Origin of the sequence: Streptomyces sp. IBSBF 2435, assembly GCF_036815005.1 — a bacterium.
Lineage (GTDB): Bacteria > Actinomycetota > Actinomycetes > Streptomycetales > Streptomycetaceae > Actinacidiphila.
The window spans coordinates 14,231-32,619 of record NZ_JAJSYW010000060.1; the positions used below are offsets into that span (position 1 = coordinate 14,231).

The following is an 18,389-nucleotide window of genomic DNA, read 5'->3' on the forward strand; positions in this document are numbered from 1 at the left end:
CGCTCTTGAGGTTAATTTTACCATTCCTTGGTTATTCGTGTACGGTTCTTTGACCGAGTCTTTTCGACCCGACGGAGGACCTGTGGACGTCTCCCTCGCCCTCTGGGTGTTGACCATTGCCGGCCTGTGCGCGCTGATCGCCGCGGACTTCCTGATCGGCCGCACCCCGCATGATGTATCGGTCCGTGAGGCCGGCCTGTGGACCGCCGTCTGGGTGGTCCTGGCCGCGCTCTTCGGCCTCGGGCTGCTGCTCTTCTCCGGCGGACAGCCGGCCGGAGAGTTCTTCGCGGGCTACATCACCGAGAAATCGCTCAGCGTCGACAATCTCTTCGTCTTCGTCCTGATCATGGGCAGGTTCGCGGTGCCCTCGCACTACCAGCAGCGCGTCCTGCTGGTCGGTGTGCTGATCGCCCTGGTGCTGCGGGCGGTCTTCATCGCCGCGGGCGCCACGATCGTCGCCAGCTTCTCCTGGGTGTTCTTCATCTTCGGCGGCTTCCTGATCTGGACGGCCTGGAAGCTGATCAAGGAGGCCCGCACCGAGCAGCAGGACGACGCGGAGTTCGAGGAGAACCGGCTGCTCAAGATGGTCGAGAAGCGGGTGCCCGCCACCGACCGCTACCACGGCACGCGGCTGTTCATCACCGAGAACGGCAAGCGGCTGATGACACCGATGCTGATCGTGATGCTGGCCATCGGGACCACCGATGTGCTCTTCGCCCTGGACTCCATCCCGGCGATCTTCGGCCTCACCCAGGACCCCTACATCGTCTTCACCGCCAACGCCTTCGCCCTGATGGGCCTGCGGCAGCTGTACTTCCTGATCGGCGGGCTGCTCAAGAAGCTGGTCCACCTGTCCTACGGCCTGTCGGTGATCCTCGGCTTCATCGGCGTGAAGCTGGTGCTGCACGCGCTGCACGAGGCGGGCGTCCACGTGCCGGAGATCTCCATCCCGGTCTCGCTCGGCGTCATCGTCGTCGTCCTCGCCGTCACCACCGCCACCAGCCTGCTGGCCGTCCGCGGCAACGACGGCCAGGACCCGGCCGGATCCGGCACCGACTCCACCGGGGACACCGAGGGCGACGGCGGCGACACGCCCGCCGACCGTCCCGACCAGCACATAGGCGCCTGACCTCCCCCCGGCGCGCCGCACACCGTGCGCCGGGGTCTACCGTGGCCCCGTAGCGACGGTAGACGTGGAAAGGCACGGATGTGGCGAGCCCCCAGGCCCTCCCCGAGCTGACCGGAGCCCGGTACTTCGACGCCTGGCAGCTCGACACGGTGGCTCTCGCCGTCGTCGTGCTGCTCGGCGCCTGGTACGCCCACGGGGTACGCCGCAGGCGGCGCGCGGGGGAGCGGTGGCCGCTGTGGCGTACGGCCGCCTTCTACCCGCTGGGCCTGGGCACCCTGGTGGTCGCCACGATGTCCTCGCTCGCCGTCTACGACCGGGTGCTGTTCTGGCCCGCGGCGGTGCAGAACATCCTGCTCGACCTCTTCGCCCCGCTCGGCCTCGCCCTCGGCGACCCGCTGGGGCTGGCAGAGCCGGGCGGCCGGCTGCACCGGGCCTTCTCCTCCCGGCCGGTGCGCGCCCTGACCTATCCGCTGGTCAGCTCGCTGCTGGTGCTCGCCTCCGAGCTGACCATCTACTTCACGCCGTATTTCGCCACCGCGCTGGGCAACCCGCTGGTCCGCCAGCTGATGCATCTGCAACTGCTGCTCACCGGGAGCCTGTTCGTGCTGCCGATGCTCAGCCGGCAGGAACTGCTGCCGCGCTGGTGCACCCACCCGGTGCGGGCGGCGCTGGTCTTCCTCGACGGGCTGTTCGACTCGGTGCCCGGCATCGTGGTGATGACCAGCGGCACCCTGGTCGCCGGCCACTGGTACACCGACCACCCCCGCACCTGGGGGCCCGGGGTGCGCCATGACCAGATGCTCGGCGGCGGACTGATGCTGACGCTGGCCGAACTCGTCGGGCTGCCCTTCATCCTGCTGGTCTTCATGGAGTGGTGGCGGGCCGAGCGCGCCAAGACAGCCGAGCTGGACGCCCGCCTCGACCGCGAGGCACTGGTGGCGGTCGCGCCGTCCTCCGAACCCGCGCCCGCCGCCGCGTCCGCTCCGGCCTCCGCTATGTCCGGGACCGCTGCCGCCGCGCCGCCCGCCGCCCCCGCTGTGCCCGGGATGACCAGGCCCTGGTGGGAGACCGACCAGGGCGAGGTCGGCGAGCGGATGCGCCGGGGGCGCTGACCGGCACGCCCCGCGCCCTTCTCCGCCGCGGCGGCGTTCGCCCTGTCACCCGACCGGCCCACCGGGCTCCCCCGACCGGGTGAACTCCCCGGTCGTCTGCCCTGATTGCGCAACCGCGCTCCGGCGCGGCTCGTCACTTACGGTGAGATACATGTGATCCGGGTGACGGAACGGGGGTCGGGTCATGGACACGGTCATCGTGCAACTGCCGGAGGTGCGCGGGCTGCATGCCGAGCCCGCGGGCCGGCCGCGGCTGCTCAAGCTGGGACCGGGGCAGACCGCGGACTTCGGGCGCGGCGCCCCCGGACGACCGGTGCCGGTGCGGCTGCCCGACCCGGGAGTGTCGCGCTGCGCCGGGCAGATCACCGCCGCGGAGGACTACTGGCGGCTGTCCAACTACAGCCGTACCGCCACCTATGTGGTCGAGAATCTGGAAGGCGCGGGCGAGCACATCAAGGTCGCGCCCGGACGGCTCGGCGCACCCGTGCCGTTCGAATTCTCCCGGGTCGTCCTCCCCTCGGAGGGCGCGCAGGCCAGCTTCAAGGTCTTCGCACCCCAGCACGCCTATCGCGACGACACCGGCGGCGGCCCGGCCGGCGGCGAACACACCGTCATGCCCTTCGCCCTCGACGCGACCGCGAAATACTTCCTGGTCCTGCTCGCCCTGTGCGAACCGCGGCTGCGCAACGCCTCGACCGGTGCCGTCCCCGGGGTCGGCGACGTCCTGGAAAGGCTGCGCCCGCTCACCTCCTGCCGCGACCTGACCCGGTCCGCCGTCAACTACCACGTCGACTACCTCGCCTCGGCCAAACTGCGGCTGCGCGACGACTCCGTCGACCCGGACACCGACACCCTCGCCGGCGGCAAGCGCGAAGAACTCGTCGCCTTCGCCCTGCGCTTCGACCTGGTCAGGGAAGAGCATCTGGCCCTGCTGCCGCCCCGGGCGCCCTCCCGGCCGTCCCCCGCGGCCCGTCAGGCCGCGCGGGCGAGCTGACCCATGCCCGAACCGGACCCCACCCCGCATGCCGCATCGGGCGCCGTCCCTGACGCTGGCCGGGACCCCGCGGGCGGTCGCGGCCCGCACCCTTCCCCGGGCCGCGCCCCGGACGGTGGCCCGGACGCCGCCCTCGACGCTGGCCAGGTCCCGGTGGCCGACGGCGCCCGGGTGGAGGAGCGGGACCCGGCGGCCGACCGGGCACGGCAGGGCGAGCGGAACACCGCGGCCGGCCGTGCCCGGGAGGACGGACGGGGCCGCCGGGCGCCCGTGGATGTGCCGGACGGCTACCGGCTCGGCGACTGGACCATCACCGGGCTGATCGGCTCGGGCAGTTGGGGCAGCGTCTACACCGCCCGGGGCGCGAACGGCACCGCGGCCGCCGTGAAATTCCTCGGCACCGCCCTGCTGAGCCCCGGCCAGCAGGCCGCGATGGCCGACCTGGTGCGCCGGGAGGTGCGGTTCAGCCTGGCCGCACACCACCCGCACCTGATCCGTACTGTCGAGGCGCTGACCGTCCGCGACCCCGCCCGCCCCGACCTCGACGGCTGTACCGCCCTGGTCATGGACCGCGCCGACCGCAGTGTCCAGGACGTCCTCGACACCGTCGACGCGGGCCGCCCACCTCCCGACGCCGGCCGCATCCTGCGCGGCGCCGCCGCAGGACTGGCACATCTGCACCGCGCGGGCTGGCTGCACGGCGACCTCAAGCCCGCCAACATCCTGCTGGGACCGCAGGGCGAGGTGTGGCTCGCGGACTTCGGCCTCACTGCGGAACTCGACGGCACCCACGCCTACGTTCCCCCCATGGGCACCCTGGACCACCTCCCGCCGGAGTGGTGGTCGGCCCGCACCGGCAGCCAGGGCACCGCCGTCCGCCCCACCGCTGACATCTGGGCCTACGGGATCCTGGCCCATGAGGTGCTGTGCGGCGGACTGCACCCCTTCCCCGGCGCCACCGCCCGCGCCCGGGCGCTGGCCGCCCAGTCCTACGCCCGCGGCGCGGCCCCCCTGCGGCTGGCACCGTCCCTCCCCGACGGCTGGCACCGGCTCATCACCGACTGCCTGGCCCCCGACCACGCCGCCCGAGCCGGGCTGACCGCCGACCGGTTGGCCGCCCGCGTCGCGGCCCTCGGCCCCGCCGGAACCAGGGCCCCGGCGCGCAGTACCCGGCGCCAGGTCTTGCTTCCGGCCGCCCTGGCCGGCGTGCTGCTCGCGGCCGGCGCCGGCCTGCTGCTGACGGACGACAGCCGCCCGGCCCGCCCGAAGGCGGGATCGGGCGCGCCACCGGTGGCCACGATCGCCTCCGTCAACGACATCCTCCCGGCCCAGTCCGACGTCCCGGCCGCCCTGCGCCCGTCCATCGGCCAGGCCGCCCGACTGTGCGCGGAGCCGGAGGTGACCCCCGCCCTGATCGCCGCGATGCTCAAGGCGGAGAGCGGCTTCGACGTCCATGCCCGCCGGCCCGCCACCGACGAATACGGAGTCGCCATGTGGACGCCCAGGGTCTTCAACGCCTGGGCGGTCGACGGCGACCTGGACGGGCGCAAGAACTACATGTCCGCACCGGACGCCATCGCCACCATGGGCGTCTATCTGTGCTGGGTCGACCAGGAGTTGAAGCTGGACGGCATGCGCGGCGATCTCCCCTCGTGGATCGCCGCGGCCTACCGCACCAGCGTCCGCACCATCGTCGACGCCCACGGTGTCCCGGCCCGCGTACAGCCCTACGTCGACACGGTCCGGCGCTATTTGGCCGGCTATGCGCTCCACCCGGACGCTACGGGCGGTCCAGAGTGATGGAGTTGACCGGGGTGAGGTCGGCGCGCACCCCGTGCTGCGCGGCCATGTCGTAGTTGCAGTTGGTGCCGTTGGAGCCCAGGCACAGACGGGCGTGGGCGCCGCCGGTCTGGTTGTTGAGCACCCAGTGCCAGCCGACCTGGTTGCTCAGGTTGTGGGCGCCGTAGCTCCAGTAGACGTCGGTCGGTGTCACGGCCTCCGCGTCCTGGGCGTAGACACAGACCGCGCCCGACGGGCAGCCGTCCCATGAACTGCCTGCCGCCTGTGCGTTGGTGAGACCGCCCGTGGCCACCACACCCGCTGCGAACGCCATTGCCGTGACCGCCCTGGTGATCTTCTGCATGGTCTTTCCTTCCGTCGGGGCCGACCGTCCTGCCGGCCACCAGAAACGTAACCGGCGGCGATCACGCTCCGCTCCTGACAGATGACAGGGTGTGGCGGTCGGTGCCCCCTGGATCAGTGCTGGTAGGCCGCGGCGAGCGCGCGGGCCGTCGCGGCGATCCGGTCCCGCAGCTCCGGCGGGTCCAGCACCTGCGCCTCGGCGCCCAGCGACAGGAAGAACGCGTGCGCCTGGTCCAGCGACTCGGTCGGCAGCGTGGCGCGGGTCCAGCCGTCCGGCTCGGCCCTGCCGGTCGCCTCCAGTGCCCGCGCGGCGGACCCGGTCAGCCGCGCGGCGGCCCGCGGCGACAGCCGTACCACCGCCTCGCCGTGGTGCAGCCGGGCGTGGAAGTCCTCCTGGGAGCGCCGCCAGTGGTCCGCCAGGTCGAAGTCCGCGGGCACCTCGCAGCGCTCCGCGCCGACGGTCAGCCGCAGGATCTGGTCGACCCGGTAGGTGCGCGGCCCGGGACCCGCCACTGTGTACCAGCGGCCCGCCTTGAGGACCAGGCCGTACGGTTCGAGCCGCCGGTCGACGTCGGTCGGCTCCTTCCAGCGCCGGTAGCGCACATCGAGGACCCTGCCGTTCCACACCGCGTCGGCGACCTGCGGCAGGAACGGAACCTCGGCGTCGGCGGCGTACCAGCCGGGCGCGTCCAGGTGGAAGCGGGTGCGCATCCGGTCGGCCTGCTCGCGCAGTCCGGCCGGCAGCGCGGCCCTCAGCTTGAGCTGGGCGGCGGCCAGCGCGGGGCCGAGGCCCAGTTCCGCCGCGGGACCCGGCGCGCCCGACAGGAACAGCGCCTCCGCCTCGCCCGCGTTCAGCCCGGTCAGCCGGGTGCGGTAGCCCGCGAGCAGCTGGTAGCCGCCCCGGTGGCCGGCGTCGCCGTACAGCGGCACACCGGCCGTGTGCAGCGACTCCACGTCCCGGTAGACGGTCCGCGGCGACACCTCCAGCTCCGCGGCCAGCTCGGCGGCGGTCATCCGGCCGCGGGTCTGGAGCAGCAGCAGGATCGACAGCAGACGGCTGGACTTCACTGACACAAGGTGTCAGTGAACCGGTCGTACGGTCCAGCCATGGCTTTCCGCGAGAAGTTCCTCACCGTGCCGCCGCCGATCGAGGTCGGGGGCCGGCGCGTCAAGCGCTACCACGTGACCGCCGACCCGTCCGGCATCGCGCCCGACGTGCAGAAGGCGGCGTACGCGATCCTGCCCGACCTGCTGCCGGAAGGCGACGGCACGCCCGGCGCGGCCTTCGCCGTCCTCCACAGGGGAGGGGACGACGGGGCCTATCTCAACGCCTACACCTGGGCATGGGACAACGCGCTGCACTTCGCGGCGGCCGTGGCGGGGCAGCCCGTCCTGGGCTGCCCCGACCGGGACCCGACGCACTTCGTGCGGCTGGAGCCCCGGCTGATCGGCTGCGTCTGGGAACTGCCGCCGATCCTGCACGAGCGCGACGCCTGGGTCCGGCACGTCCTCGCCCCTGACCGGCCCGACCTGGCCGGCTACCTCGACGACTCGCTGCCCGAGGGCAGCACGGGAGACCGCACGTGAACGACTTCGACTTCCTCACCGCCAGCTGGGACATCGCCAACCGCCGGCGTGCCGACTTCCTCGACGCGGACAGCGCCTGGGAGGACTTCCCCGGTGTCGCCACCGCCTCCCGGTGCTTCGGCGGCGGCGCGGACTTCGACGAGACCGTCTTCCCCGCCAAGGGCACGGCCGGCCTGACGCTGCGGCTGTACGACCCGGAGCGCGGCGAATGGTCGCTGTACTGGTCGAGCAGCAGCGCCGGCCTGCTCTTCCCGCCGGTGACCGGCCGCTTCACCGACGGCACGGGAGTCTTCCACGGCGACGACACCTATCACGGCAAGGACGTCAGGGCGCGCTTCACCTGGTCCGGAGCCTGAGCGGGCAGACCCTGGCCGCCGCCCGTGCCGCCGCGTCGGGCGCGGGCTTCGGCAACGTCAGCGTGACCGACGCGACCGGGGCGAAGCGTTCGGCGGCCACGGCCGCCGACTGGAGGGTCTGCTTCCAGAGCCCGGCCGCGGGCACGGCCGACACCGGTATGCCGGTCCGCCTGTCAGTGGCGAAGCTCACCGAGAGCTGCCCCGCCAGGGACGGCGGCGCGAAGGCGACCCCGTCCACCCGCCGCTCGTCCATGACCCACCGCGTCACGAAATCCCGCAAGAGCCGCACCCGCCATCAACGACGGCCGGGACGTGGCCGGCGCGGAGATGTGCGTGCGGGTCGGTGCACGGGCCTCCCCCTTCGCCGGAGGGGGAGGCACGGGAGAAGGCGCCGGCCTGCTCACCAGCCGCGCTTGCGCCATTCGTCGAGGTGGGGCCGCTCGTCACCGATCGTGGTGTCGTCGCCGTGGCCCGGGTAGACCCAGGTCTCGTCAGGAAGGGCGTCGAAGAGCTTGGCGGTGACGCCGTCCAGCAGCGAGGTGAAGGCCGCAGGGTCGTCGTGGGTGTTGCCGACCCCGCCGGGGAAGAGGCAGTCGCCGGTGAAGACGTGCGGGTGGCCGTGCGGGTCGTCGTAGACCAGCGCGATGCTGCCCGGGGTGTGGCCGACCAGGTGGCGGGCGGTGAGGGTGATCCGGCCGACGTTGATGGTGCCGCCGTCGTCGACGGGCACGTCGGTGGGGACCGGGATGCCCTCGGCGTCGTCCCGGCCCGCGTACGTCCGTGCGCCGGTCTTCCTGACCACCGGGCCGAGGCCCTGCCAGTGGTCGGCGTGCTGGTGGGTGGTGACCACCGAGGCCAGCCCGTCGTCGCCGATCAGGTCGAGCAGTGTCCGGGGCTCCGCCGCCGCGTCGATGAGCAGCTGCTCACCGGTGGCGCGGCAGCGCAGCAGGTATGCGTTGTTGTTCATCGGGCCGACCGCGACCTTGCTGATGATCAGATCGCTGAGTTCGTGTACGTCGGGGGGCCCGCCCACCGTCACTTGTCCGCTGTACGCCATGGCGTCAGCCTAGCGGCGGCAGCACCGGCAGCGGGTGTCCTGCGGGACTGACGTCGAGGCCGTCGCCCTTGCCGCGGCCGCTGACCCACGCGAGCAGGCCGCGCGCCGGCCCCGAGACGGTCAGCTCGGGCTCCGCCGCGGCACCCAGGTCCCAGGAGGTGCCGGAGCCGGTGTCGCGCAGCCGGACGGGGGCCACGCCCTCGTGCGCGGCCAGGCGGTCGACGACCCAGGCCAGCTCGCGGTCGGCGAAGGCGGCCGGCAGGTCGTCCGCGGTGTGGCCGGCGTCGAGGTCGACGTGGTGCAGCCGCACCTCGGTCAGCCGCAGCCAGGGGATCTCGGCCGCAGCGATCACCCGCCCCGAGCGCATCGCGACCTGGCTCGCCCAGGCGGCGGGCGGCAGTGCCGCCAGCGCCGCGGCGAGACGGCCGGCGGAGTCCCGCAGGTCGTCCAGCTGCTCGGCGGGCGGCCGGCCGGCGCCCGCTTCGATGTCGCGGTCGCGGGTGGCCGCGTCGGCGTACATCGGGGTCTCCTCGCCGGTCCGCGCCCAGGCCAGCAGATTCACCAGGGCGTCGGCGTTGCGGGCGAGGTGGGCCAGCACATGGCCCCGGGTCCAGCCGGGCAGCAGGGAGGCGCCCGCCAGGTCCTGCGCGGACAGTCCGGCCGCGGCGGCGAGCAGCTGCTCCGTGGCTTCCGCCAGCTCGGCCGCATCGCGGTCGGGGTCGGGTCGTTGGACGGTCACAGGCGCTCCCGGCGGGTCGTCGGCGGTACGGACGTCAGCTTTCCGTATGCCCCGCGGCACGCAGAGCGATGCGCAGCACACGATCGGGTGAACCTGGCGGTACGATCCCGTAATTCGAATGCGCGTGCTATATGGTCGTTGTGTCGCAACCGCAGCGACAGGAAGAAAAGCCGAGTGCGCCCCGTTTACGCTGACTGGGGGGTGCCGACTCTCCCCCATCTCTAGGAAAGGTGCGCACTGGCGTGGCCGATCGACTCATCGTCCGTGGCGCTCGCGAGCACAATCTGAAGAACGTCTCGCTGGAGCTGCCCAGGGACTCGCTCATCGTGTTCACGGGCCTGTCCGGTTCCGGCAAGTCCTCGCTGGCCTTCGACACGATCTTCGCCGAGGGCCAGCGCCGGTACGTCGAATCGCTCTCGTCCTACGCGCGGCAGTTCCTCGGCCAGATGGACAAGCCGGACGTGGACTTCATCGAGGGCCTGTCGCCGGCCGTCTCGATCGACCAGAAGTCCACCTCGCGCAACCCGCGGTCCACCGTCGGCACCATCACCGAGGTCTACGACTATCTGCGGCTGCTCTTCGCCCGGATCGGCAAGCCGCACTGCCCCGAGTGCGGCCGCCCGATCGCCCGGCAGTCGCCGCAGGCCATCGTCGACCGGGTGCTGGAGCTGGAGGAGGGCAGCCGCTTCCAGGTTCTCTCGCCGCTGGCCCGCGAGCGCAAGGGCGAATTCGTCGACCTCTTCGCGGACCTGCAGACCAAGGGATACAGCCGGGCCAGGGTGGACGGCGTCACCGTCCAGCTCACCGACCCGCCCAAGCTCAAGAAGCAGGAGAAGCACACCATCGAGGTGGTCGTCGACCGCCTCACGGTGAAGGACTCCGCCAAGCGGCGGCTCACCGACTCCGTCGAGACCGCGCTGGGCCTGTCCGGCGGCATGGTCATCCTCGACTTCGTCGATCTGCCGGAGGACGACCCGCAGCGCGAGCGGATGTTCTCCGAGCACCTGTACTGCCCTTATGACGACCTGTCCTTCGAAGAGCTGGAGCCGCGCTCCTTCTCCTTCAACTCGCCCTTCGGCGCCTGCCCCGACTGCACGGGCATCGGCTCCCGGATGGAGGTCGACCCGGAGCTGATCGTCCCCGACGACCAGAAGTCGCTCCAGGAGGGCGCCATCGCGCCCTGGACCGGCGGCATGTCCAAGGGGTATTTCGAGCGACTGGTCGACGGACTGGCCACCGAGCTGGGCTTCCGTACCGACATCCCGTTCGCCGGACTGCCCGCCCGGGCCAGGAAGGCACTGCTTTACGGCCACAAGTCCGAGGTCCGCGTCGCGTACAAGAACCGCTACGGCCGCGACCGGGTGTACAACGCGCACTTCGAGGGTGCGGTGCCGTTCGTCAAGCGCCGGCACCAGGACTCCGAGAGCGACTCCAGCCGGGAGCGCTTCGAGGGCTACATGCGCGAGGTGCCCTGCCCGACCTGCGAGGGCAGCAGGCTCAAGCCGATCGTGCTGGCCGTCACCGTGCAGGACCGCTCCATCGCCGACGTCTCCGCGATGTCGATCAGCGACTGCGCCGAGTTCCTGGGCGCGATGAAGCTGGACGCCCGCGACCGGAAGATCGCCGAGCGGGTGCTCAAGGAGGTCAACGAGCGGCTGAGGTTCCTGGTCGACGTCGGCCTGGACTATCTGTCGCTGAACCGGGCGGCGGGCACGCTGTCCGGCGGCGAAGCGCAGCGCATCCGGCTGGCCACCCAGATCGGCTCCGGCCTGGTCGGTGTGCTCTATGTGCTGGACGAGCCGTCCATCGGCCTGCACCAGCGCGACAACCACCGGCTGATCGAGACGCTGGTCCGGCTGCGCGATCTGGGCAACACGCTGATCGTGGTGGAGCACGACGAGGACACCATCAAGACCGCCGACTGGGTGGTCGACATCGGCCCGGGCGCCGGCGAGCACGGCGGCAAGGTCGTGCACTCCGGCTCGCTCAAGGAGCTGCTGGCCAACGAGGAGTCGCTGACCGGGCAGTATCTGGCCGGCAAGCGGGTCATCCCGACCCCGGACGTGCGCCGCCCGATCGACCGCGAGCGGCGGCTGACCGTGCGCGGCGCCCGCGAGCACAATCTGCAGGACATCGACGTGTCCTTCCCGCTGGGCGTGCTCACCGCGGTCACCGGTGTCTCGGGCTCCGGCAAGTCCACCCTGGTCAACGACATCCTCTACACCCACCTGGCCCGCGAGCTGAACGGCGCGCGCAGTGTGCCGGGCCGGCACACCCGGGTGGACGGCGACGACCTGGTGGACAAGGTCGTGCACGTCGACCAGTCGCCGATCGGCCGCACCCCGCGCTCCAACCCGGCGACGTACACCGGGGTGTTCGACCATGTGCGGCGGCTGTTCGCCGAGACGATGGAGGCCAAGGTCCGCGGCTATCAGCCCGGCCGCTTCTCCTTCAACGTCAAGGGCGGCCGCTGTGAGAACTGCGCGGGCGACGGCACGATCAAGATCGAGATGAACTTCCTGCCGGACGTGTACGTGCCGTGCGAGGTCTGCCACGGTGCCCGCTACAACCGGGAGACCCTGGAGGTGCACTACAAGGGCAAGTCCATCGCCGAGGTGCTGGACATGCCCATCGAGGAGGCGCTGGACTTCTTCGAGGCGGTGCCGACCATCGCCCGCCATCTGCGCACCCTGCACGAGGTCGGCCTGGGATACGTACGGCTCGGACAGTCCGCGCCGACGCTGTCCGGCGGCGAGGCCCAGCGCGTCAAGCTCGCCTCGGAGCTGCAGAAGCGCTCCACCGGGCGGACCGTGTACGTCCTGGACGAGCCGACCACCGGGCTGCACTTCGAGGACATCAGCAAGCTGATCAAGGTGCTGTCCGGGCTGGTCGACAAGGGCAATTCGGTGATCGTCATCGAGCACAACCTCGATGTCATCAAGACCGCCGACTGGGTCGTCGACATGGGCCCCGAAGGCGGAAACGGCGGCGGTCTGGTGGTCGCCGAGGGCACTCCCGAGCAGGTCGCGGGCGTCCCGGCCAGCCACACCGGCAAGTTCCTGCGCGACGTCCTGGGCGCCGACCGGGTCAGCGACGCCGCCGTGCCGGCGCCCAGGAAGCGCGCGGCCTCCAAGGCGGCGCCCAAAGCGGCGCCCAGGAAGGCGGCGCCGGCCAAGAAGACCGCCGCCCCCAGGAAGCGCGCCGCCAAGGCCTAGCTGTACTGCCCTGTGAGGCCGGGCCGCGCCACCGGCCGAGGCGGGGCATGGCGGCACAGCCGGGGCACGTAAGGTACGGGTCGCACCGCACGCAGCGTGCGGTGCGACCCGTACCACCTGGAGCACGTATGACCAGCGAACTGCCCGCCTGCCGCCGTACCGTCCTGCGGGGCGCGGCACTGGCCGGGGCCGCCGGAATCGGACTGACCGCCTGCGGCGGCAAGAACGGCTCGGCCGACGGTCCCGCCAAGGCCGTGGAGCTGGGCGCGGCGAGCGAGGTGCCGGTCGGCGGCGCCAAACTCTACCGCGACGACAAGGTCGTGGTGTCGCAGCCGCAGCAGGGCGCCTTCAAGGCGTTCAGCGCGGTGTGCACCCACCAGGGCTGTGTGGTCGACTCGGTGGAGGGCACGACCATTTCCTGCCCCTGCCACGGCAGCCGGTTCGACGCCGAGACCGGGGCCGTGGTCCAGGGACCGGCGACCAAGGCGCTGCCCGCCGTCCACGTCACGGTGGCGGGCGGCAGGATCACCGCGGGACCCGCGAGCTGACCGGCCGGCAGGCGGGGCTCAGGGACCCGGACTCCGGGATTCCGGAACCCCGAGCCTGCCCCCGGTCTGTCGTATCCCGCCAGTAGGGTGGGATGCATGGCAGACCCCAGCAGCTACCGACCGAAGCCGGGCCAGATCCCCGACTCTCCCGGGGTCTACAAATTCCGGGACGAGCACGGCAGGGTGATCTACGTCGGCAAGGCGAAGAGCCTGCGCCAGCGCCTGTCCTCGTACTTCCAGGACATCACCAACCTGCACCAGCGCACCGCCACCATGGTGACGACCGCCGCCGCCGTGGAATGGACGGTCGTCTCCACCGAGGTCGAGGCGCTGCAGCTGGAGTATTCCTGGATCAAGGAGTTCGACCCGCGGTTCAACGTCAAGTACCGCGACGACAAGAGCTATCCGTCCCTCGCCGTCACCATGAACGAGGAATTCCCGCGCGTCCAGGTGATGCGCGGCCCCAAGCGCAAGGGCGTCCGCTACTTCGGCCCCTACGCGCACGCCTGGGCGATCCGCGAGACCGTCGACCTGATGCTGCGGGTCTTCCCGGTCCGCACCTGCTCCGCCGGGGTGTTCAAGCGTTCCGCCCAGATCGGCCGGCCCTGCCTGCTCGGCTACATCGACAAGTGCTCCGCGCCCTGCGTCGGCCGGATCAGCGAGCCCGACCACCGCGAACTGGCCGAGGAGTTCTGCGACTTCATGGCCGGCCACACCGGTACGTATCTGCGCCGGCTCGAACAGCGCATGAAGGACGCCGCGTCGGCCATGGAGTACGAGCAGGCGGCCCGGCTGCGCGACGACCTGGAGGCGCTGCGCCGCGCCATGGAGAAGAACGCGGTGGTGCTCGCCGACGCCACCGACGCCGACCTGATCGCGGTCGCCGAGGACGAACTCGAAGCCGCCGTGCAGATCTTCCACGTCCGCGGCGGCCGGGTCCGCGGCCAGCGCGGCTGGGTCACCGACCGGGTCGAGGCGGTCGACACCGCGGGCCTGGTCGAGCACGCGATCCAGCAGCTCTACGGCGACGAGCGGGGCGACGCGGAGCAGTCCGGCGGCAGTGGCGGCGTGCCCAAGGAGGTGCTGGTCCCGGCCCTGCCCCAGCCCGCGGAGGCGCTCGCCCAGTGGCTGTCGGACCGGCGCGGCTCGCAGGTCAGCCTGCGGGTGCCGCAGCGCGGCGACAAGAAGGACCTGATGGCCACCGTCCAGCGCAACGCGTCGCAGGCGCTGGCCCTGCACAAGACCCGGCGGGCCTCCGACCTCACCACCCGCTCCCGGGCGCTGGAGGAGATCGCCGCCGCCCTCGACCTGGACACCGCGCCGCTGCGGATCGAGTGCTACGACATCAGCCATCTGCAGGGCGACGACGTGGTCGCCTCGATGGTGGTCTTCGAGGACGGGCTCGCCCGCAAGAGCGAATACCGCCGCTTCCAGATCAAGTCGTTCGCGGGCCAGGACGACGTCCGTTCCATGCACGAGGTGATCTCCCGCCGCTTCCGCCGCTATCTGCTGGAGAAGCAGAAGACCGGCGAGTGGGAGCCCGACCAGCCGCAGGCGGCAGCCGGGGCCGAGGGCGGCGGCACCGGCCGGGACGGGAGCCACGACGGGAGCCACGAGGAAGCGGTCGGCGGACCCATCGACCCGGACACCGGCCGGCCGCGCAAGTTCGCGTACCCGCCGCAGCTCGTGGTCGTCGACGGCGGCCAGCCGCAGGTCGCCGCGGCCCGCAGGGCGCTGGACGAGCTGGGGATAGCCGACGTCTTCGTGTGCGGACTGGCCAAGCGGCTCGAAGAGGTCTGGGTGCCGGGCGACGACGACCCGGTGATCCTGCCGCGCAGCAGCGAGGGCCTGTACCTGCTCCAGCGGGTTCGCGACGAGGCGCACCGCTTCGCCATCGCCTACCAGCGCAGCAAGCGCTCCAAGTCGATGAAGGCCGGCGCCCTCGACGCCGTGCCGGGCCTGGGCGAGACGCGCAAGCAGGCACTGCTCAAGCACTTCGGTTCGCTCAAGCGGCTGCGCGCGGCGAGCGTCGAGGAGATCTGCCAGGTCCAGGGGATCGGCCGCCACACGGCGGAGACGGTCGCCGCGGCCCTGGCATCCGCGGCCCCGGCCGCACCCGCGGTGAACACCGCGACCGGAGAGATCATCGAAGAGGACGACCGTACGACCGCGGGCACACCGCCTCCGGAGTCCGGCCGACAACATCGGGGGAAGAGCACATGAGCGAGCAGGACGAACAGGACAGCACACATATGACCAGCGGCGGAGCGGGTGAGGCCGGGCAGGCCATCCCCGAACTGGTGATCATCTCCGGGATGTCGGGAGCGGGCCGCAGCACCGCGGCGAAGTGCCTGGAGGACCTGGGCTGGTTCGTGGTCGACAACATGCCGCCCGCCCTCATCCCGACCATGGTGGACCTCGGCGCCCGTTCCCAGGGCAATGTGGCCCGGATCGCGGTCGTGGTGGACGTACGCGGCCGGCAGTTCTTCGACAACCTCAGGGAGTCCCTCGCGGACCTGGAGACCAAGCACGTCAAGCGCCGGGTGATCTTCCTCGAAGCCTCCGACGACGCGCTGGTGCGCCGCTTCGAATCGGTGCGCCGCCCGCACCCGCTGCAGGGGCAGGGCCGCATCGTGGACGGCATCGGGGCCGAGCGCGACCTGCTGCGCGAGCTGCGCGGCGACGCCGATCTGGTGGTCGACACCTCCAGCCTGAACGTGCACGAACTGCGCGCCAAGCTCGACGCGCAGTTCGCCGGCGAGGAGGAGCAGGAACTCAGGGCCACCGTCATGTCGTTCGGATTCAAGTACGGGCTGCCCGTCGACGCCGACCTGGTGGTGGACTGCCGCTTCCTGCCGAACCCGCACTGGGTGCCGGAGCTGCGCCCCTTCACCGGGCTCAACGACGAGGTGGCCACGTACGTGTTCAACCAGCCCGGCGCCAAGGAGTTCCTCGACCGGTACGCCGAGCTGCTGCACATCATCGCCGCCGGCTACCGGCGCGAGGGCAAGCGGTACGTGACGATCGCCGTGGGCTGTACGGGCGGCAAGCACCGCAGCGTGGCGATGTCGGAACGGCTGGCCGCACGGCTGGCGGCGGACGGAGTGGAGACGGTGACGGTGCACAGGGACATGGGGCGCGAGTGATCATGACGGGCCGGCGGCAGCGCCGCGGCGGCCGTACAGGCCGCGGGCGCGGGGCGGCGCCGAAAGTGGTCGCCCTGGGCGGCGGCCACGGTCTCGCCGCCTCGCTGGCGGCGCTCCGCCGGATCACCGGCGACCTCACCGCGGTGGTCACCGTCGCCGACGACGGCGGCTCCAGCGGGCGGCTGCGCAGCGAGATGGGGGTGCTGCCGCCCGGCGACCTGCGCAAGGCGCTGGCGGCGCTGTGCGGGGACGACGAGTGGGGCCGGACCTGGTCCAAGGTGGTGCAGCACCGTTTCGTCAGCGGCGGCGACCTGCACGGCCACGCGGTCGGCAATCTGCTGATCGTCGCCCTGTGGGAGCAGCTCAACGACGAGGTCGCCGCCCTCGAATGGGTCGGCCGGCTGCTCGGCGCGCACGGCCGGGTGCTGCCGATGTCCGCCGTCCCGCTCGACCTGCACGCCGTCGTACGGGGCCACGACCCCGCCGAGCCGGACGCGGTCTCCACCGTCCGCGGCCAGGCCACGGTCGCCCTCACCCCCGGCGAGGTGCTGGAGGTCATGCTCCGGCCGGCCGACCCGCCGGCGGTGCCCGAGGCGGTCCAGGCGGTGCTCGACGCCGACTGGGTGGTGCTCGGACCCGGGTCCTGGTTCTCCTCGGTGATCCCGCACCTGCTGGTGCCGGAATTGGCCGAGGCGCTGATGACCACCAGGGCCCGGCGGGTCCTCACGCTGAACCTCGCGCCGCAACCCGGCGAAACCGACGGATTTTCTCCGCAGCGTCACTTGGAGGTTTTGGGGCGACACGCCCCTAAACTCACCATCGACGTGGTTCTCGCCGACGAGGCCGCCGTCCCGGACCGTGACAGCCTCGACGAGGCCGCGCTACGGCTGGGCGGCACGGTCGAACTGGCCCCGGTCGCCGCCCCCGACGGGCCGCGGCACGACCCGGAGCTGTTGGCCGCCGCGTATGACCGGATTTTTCGTATGCGTGGAAGGATCGGCCCATGGCGATGACGGCAGCGGTGAAGGACGAAATCTCCCGGCTTCCCGTCACCCGGACCTGCTGCCGCAAGGCGGAGGTCTCGTCGATCCTCCGCTTCGCCGGCGGTCTGCACCTGGTGAGCGGCCGGATCGTGATCGAGGCGGAGCTGGACACCGGGATCGCCGCGCGGCGGCTCCGCAAGGACATCCTGGAGATCTTCGGCCACTCCTCCGACCTGGTCGTGATGGCGCCGGGCGGGCTGCGCCGCGGCAGCCGGTACGTGGTCAGGGTGGTCGCCGGCGGTGACCAGCTGGCCCGGCAGACAGGCCTGGTGGACGGCCGCGGGCGGCCCATCCGCGGGCTGCCCCCGCAGGTCGTCTCCGGCGCCACCTGCGATGCGGAGGCCGCCTGGCGCGGGGCCTTCCTCGCGCACGGCTCCCTCACGGAGCCGGGCCGCTCGTCGTCGCTCGAAGTGACCTGCCCCGGTCCTGAGGCCGCGCTCGCCCTGGTCGGCGCCGCGCGACGGCTCCAGATCCCGGCCAAGGCGCGCGAGGTGCGCAATGTGGACCGGGTCGTCGTACGCGACGGCGACGCGATCGGCGCGCTGCTGACCCGGCTCGGGGCGCACGACTCCGTGCTGGCCTGGGAGGAGCGCCGCATGCGGCGTGAGGTCCGGGCCACCGCGAACCGGCTGGCGAACTTCGACGACGCGAACCTGCGGCGGTCCGCGCGGGCCGCGGTCGCCGCGGGGGCGCGGGTCCAGCGGGCGCTGGAGATCCTGGGCGACGAGGTGCCCGAGCACCTTGCCGCCGCCGGGCGGCTGCGGATGGACCACAAGCAGGCGTCGCTGGAGGAGCTGGGCTCGCTGGCCGAGCCGCCGCTCACCAAGGACGCGGTGGCCGGGCGGATCCGGCGGCTGCTGGCGATGGCCGACAAGCGGGCGTCCGATCTCGGCCTGCCCGGCACGGAGGCCAACCTCACCGACGAGATGGTCGGCTGACTCCTCCGCCCTCGCCCCCGCCCCGGCGCACCGTTGCGCTCCCGGGTCCCCCTCCGTTGGCGCGGGGCCGGGCGCACGACCGCGTCGGTGGGTGCGCCTCAGCGGCGCGGGGAACTGCGCGGCCGGCCCACCAGCCGCGCGCGGGTCGTCACCGGCCAGAAGGGGCTGTCGCGGTCGTATACGGACCACCGGCCGGTGGTCGGCTGAGCGCGCAGTTCCCCGCGCCCCTGGTGGGCACCCTGCGCGGCACGGGAGCCGCGCAACCGCCGTGCCCGGGGCGGGCGCCCCCTCGCCCTAGGGGAGCCGCACAACCGCCGTGCCCGGGGGAGGGGAACCCCTTGGCGCGGCGCAGCCGCGAGGGTGGGGGATGTCACCCGGGGGAC

Annotated in this window: 17 protein-coding genes; 12 read left to right on the forward strand and 5 right to left on the reverse strand. The window is 72.3% G+C overall.

Annotation, left to right across the window (positions count from 1 at the left end):
• Positions 1-82: 82 nt before the first annotated feature.
• The 4 genes from V7E46_RS14375 (at position 83) to V7E46_RS14390 (ending at position 5,035) form a co-directional block, all read left to right on the forward strand.
• Positions 83-1,129: a TerC family protein gene (locus tag V7E46_RS14375; protein ID WP_333768780.1), complete on the forward strand. Its 1,047-nt coding sequence runs from the start codon at positions 83-85 to the stop codon at positions 1,127-1,129.
• Positions 1,130-1,209: 80 nt separating this feature from the next.
• Entirely contained in the window at positions 1,210-2,241 is a 1,032-nt protein-coding gene (locus tag V7E46_RS14380) for a cytochrome c oxidase assembly protein (protein ID WP_333768781.1), read from the forward strand.
• Positions 2,242-2,425: 184 nt separating this feature from the next.
• Positions 2,426-3,235 (forward strand): serine/threonine protein kinase, encoded by an 810-nt coding sequence (locus V7E46_RS14385; protein ID WP_333768782.1) that lies wholly within the window; start codon positions 2,426-2,428, stop codon positions 3,233-3,235.
• A gap of 153 nt (positions 3,236-3,388) precedes the next feature.
• Positions 3,389-5,035, forward strand: a complete 1,647-nt coding sequence (locus tag V7E46_RS14390) for a protein kinase domain-containing protein (RefSeq protein WP_333768783.1) — start codon at positions 3,389-3,391, stop codon at positions 5,033-5,035.
• On the opposite strand, the gene V7E46_RS14395 is transcribed toward V7E46_RS14390, so the two are convergent.
• Positions 5,016-5,378: a hypothetical protein gene (locus V7E46_RS14395; protein WP_333768784.1), complete on the reverse strand. Its 363-nt coding sequence runs from the start codon at positions 5,376-5,378 to the stop codon at positions 5,016-5,018. The two genes, V7E46_RS14390 and V7E46_RS14395, sit on opposite strands and share 20 nt — an antisense overlap.
• Positions 5,379-5,491: 113 nt before the next feature.
• Positions 5,492-6,445: a helix-turn-helix transcriptional regulator gene (locus V7E46_RS14400; protein WP_333768785.1), complete on the reverse strand. Its 954-nt coding sequence runs from the start codon at positions 6,443-6,445 to the stop codon at positions 5,492-5,494.
• 39 nt (positions 6,446-6,484) lie between these two features.
• On the opposite strand from V7E46_RS14400, the gene V7E46_RS14405 reads away from it, so the two are divergent.
• Positions 6,485-6,964: a hypothetical protein gene (locus tag V7E46_RS14405; RefSeq protein WP_333768786.1), complete on the forward strand. Its 480-nt coding sequence runs from the start codon at positions 6,485-6,487 to the stop codon at positions 6,962-6,964.
• Positions 6,961-7,320 (forward strand): hypothetical protein, encoded by a 360-nt coding sequence (locus tag V7E46_RS14410; protein ID WP_333768787.1) that lies wholly within the window; start codon positions 6,961-6,963, stop codon positions 7,318-7,320. The genes V7E46_RS14405 and V7E46_RS14410 overlap by 4 nt, the downstream gene beginning before the upstream one ends.
• On the opposite strand, the gene V7E46_RS14415 is transcribed toward V7E46_RS14410, so the two are convergent.
• The 3 genes from V7E46_RS14415 to V7E46_RS14425 all read right to left on the reverse strand — a co-directional run bounded on the left by V7E46_RS14415 (position 7,301) and on the right by V7E46_RS14425 (position 9,116).
• Positions 7,301-7,573, reverse strand: coding sequence for a hypothetical protein (locus V7E46_RS14415; protein ID WP_333768788.1), 273 nt, complete (start codon positions 7,571-7,573; stop codon positions 7,301-7,303). The genes V7E46_RS14410 and V7E46_RS14415 overlap by 20 nt on opposite strands.
• 147 nt (positions 7,574-7,720) lie before the next feature.
• On the reverse strand, positions 7,721-8,377 hold the full coding sequence (locus V7E46_RS14420) for an MBL fold metallo-hydrolase (protein WP_333768789.1): 657 nt from the start codon (positions 8,375-8,377) through the stop codon (positions 7,721-7,723).
• A gap of 4 nt (positions 8,378-8,381) precedes the next feature.
• Positions 8,382-9,116 carry a maleylpyruvate isomerase family mycothiol-dependent enzyme gene (locus tag V7E46_RS14425; protein ID WP_333768790.1) on the reverse strand — a complete coding sequence of 245 codons (735 nt, stop codon included), beginning with the start codon at positions 9,114-9,116 and terminating at the stop codon, positions 8,382-8,384.
• A gap of 242 nt (positions 9,117-9,358) precedes the next feature.
• Here V7E46_RS14425 and uvrA point away from each other — a divergent pair, with 242 nt between their 5' ends.
• The 6 genes from uvrA (at position 9,359) to whiA (ending at position 18,006) form a co-directional block, all read left to right on the forward strand.
• A complete protein-coding gene (uvrA, locus tag V7E46_RS14430) occupies positions 9,359-12,331 on the forward strand; it encodes an excinuclease ABC subunit UvrA (RefSeq protein ID WP_333768791.1) in 2,973 nt (990 codons plus the stop codon).
• A gap of 128 nt (positions 12,332-12,459) precedes the next feature.
• Complete coding sequence (locus V7E46_RS14435; protein ID WP_333768792.1) at positions 12,460-12,879, forward strand: Rieske (2Fe-2S) protein; 420 nt, start codon at positions 12,460-12,462, stop codon at positions 12,877-12,879.
• Between the two features lie 96 nt (positions 12,880-12,975).
• Complete coding sequence (gene uvrC, locus V7E46_RS14440; RefSeq protein WP_333768793.1) at positions 12,976-15,102, forward strand: excinuclease ABC subunit UvrC; 2,127 nt, start codon at positions 12,976-12,978, stop codon at positions 15,100-15,102.
• The gene (rapZ, locus tag V7E46_RS14445) at positions 15,099-16,025 is read left to right on the forward strand and encodes an RNase adapter RapZ (RefSeq protein ID WP_443054156.1); all 927 of its coding nucleotides are present in this window, start codon (positions 15,099-15,101) and stop codon (positions 16,023-16,025) included. The genes uvrC and rapZ overlap by 4 nt, the downstream gene beginning before the upstream one ends.
• Positions 16,026-16,027: 2 nt before the next feature.
• On the forward strand, positions 16,028-17,038 hold the full coding sequence (locus V7E46_RS14450; protein ID WP_329182600.1) for a gluconeogenesis factor YvcK family protein: 1,011 nt from the start codon (positions 16,028-16,030) through the stop codon (positions 17,036-17,038).
• Positions 17,029-18,006: a DNA-binding protein WhiA gene (whiA, locus tag V7E46_RS14455; RefSeq protein WP_327291665.1), complete on the forward strand. Its 978-nt coding sequence runs from the start codon at positions 17,029-17,031 to the stop codon at positions 18,004-18,006. The genes V7E46_RS14450 and whiA overlap by 10 nt, the downstream gene beginning before the upstream one ends.
• Positions 18,007-18,389: the final 383 nt, after the last annotated feature.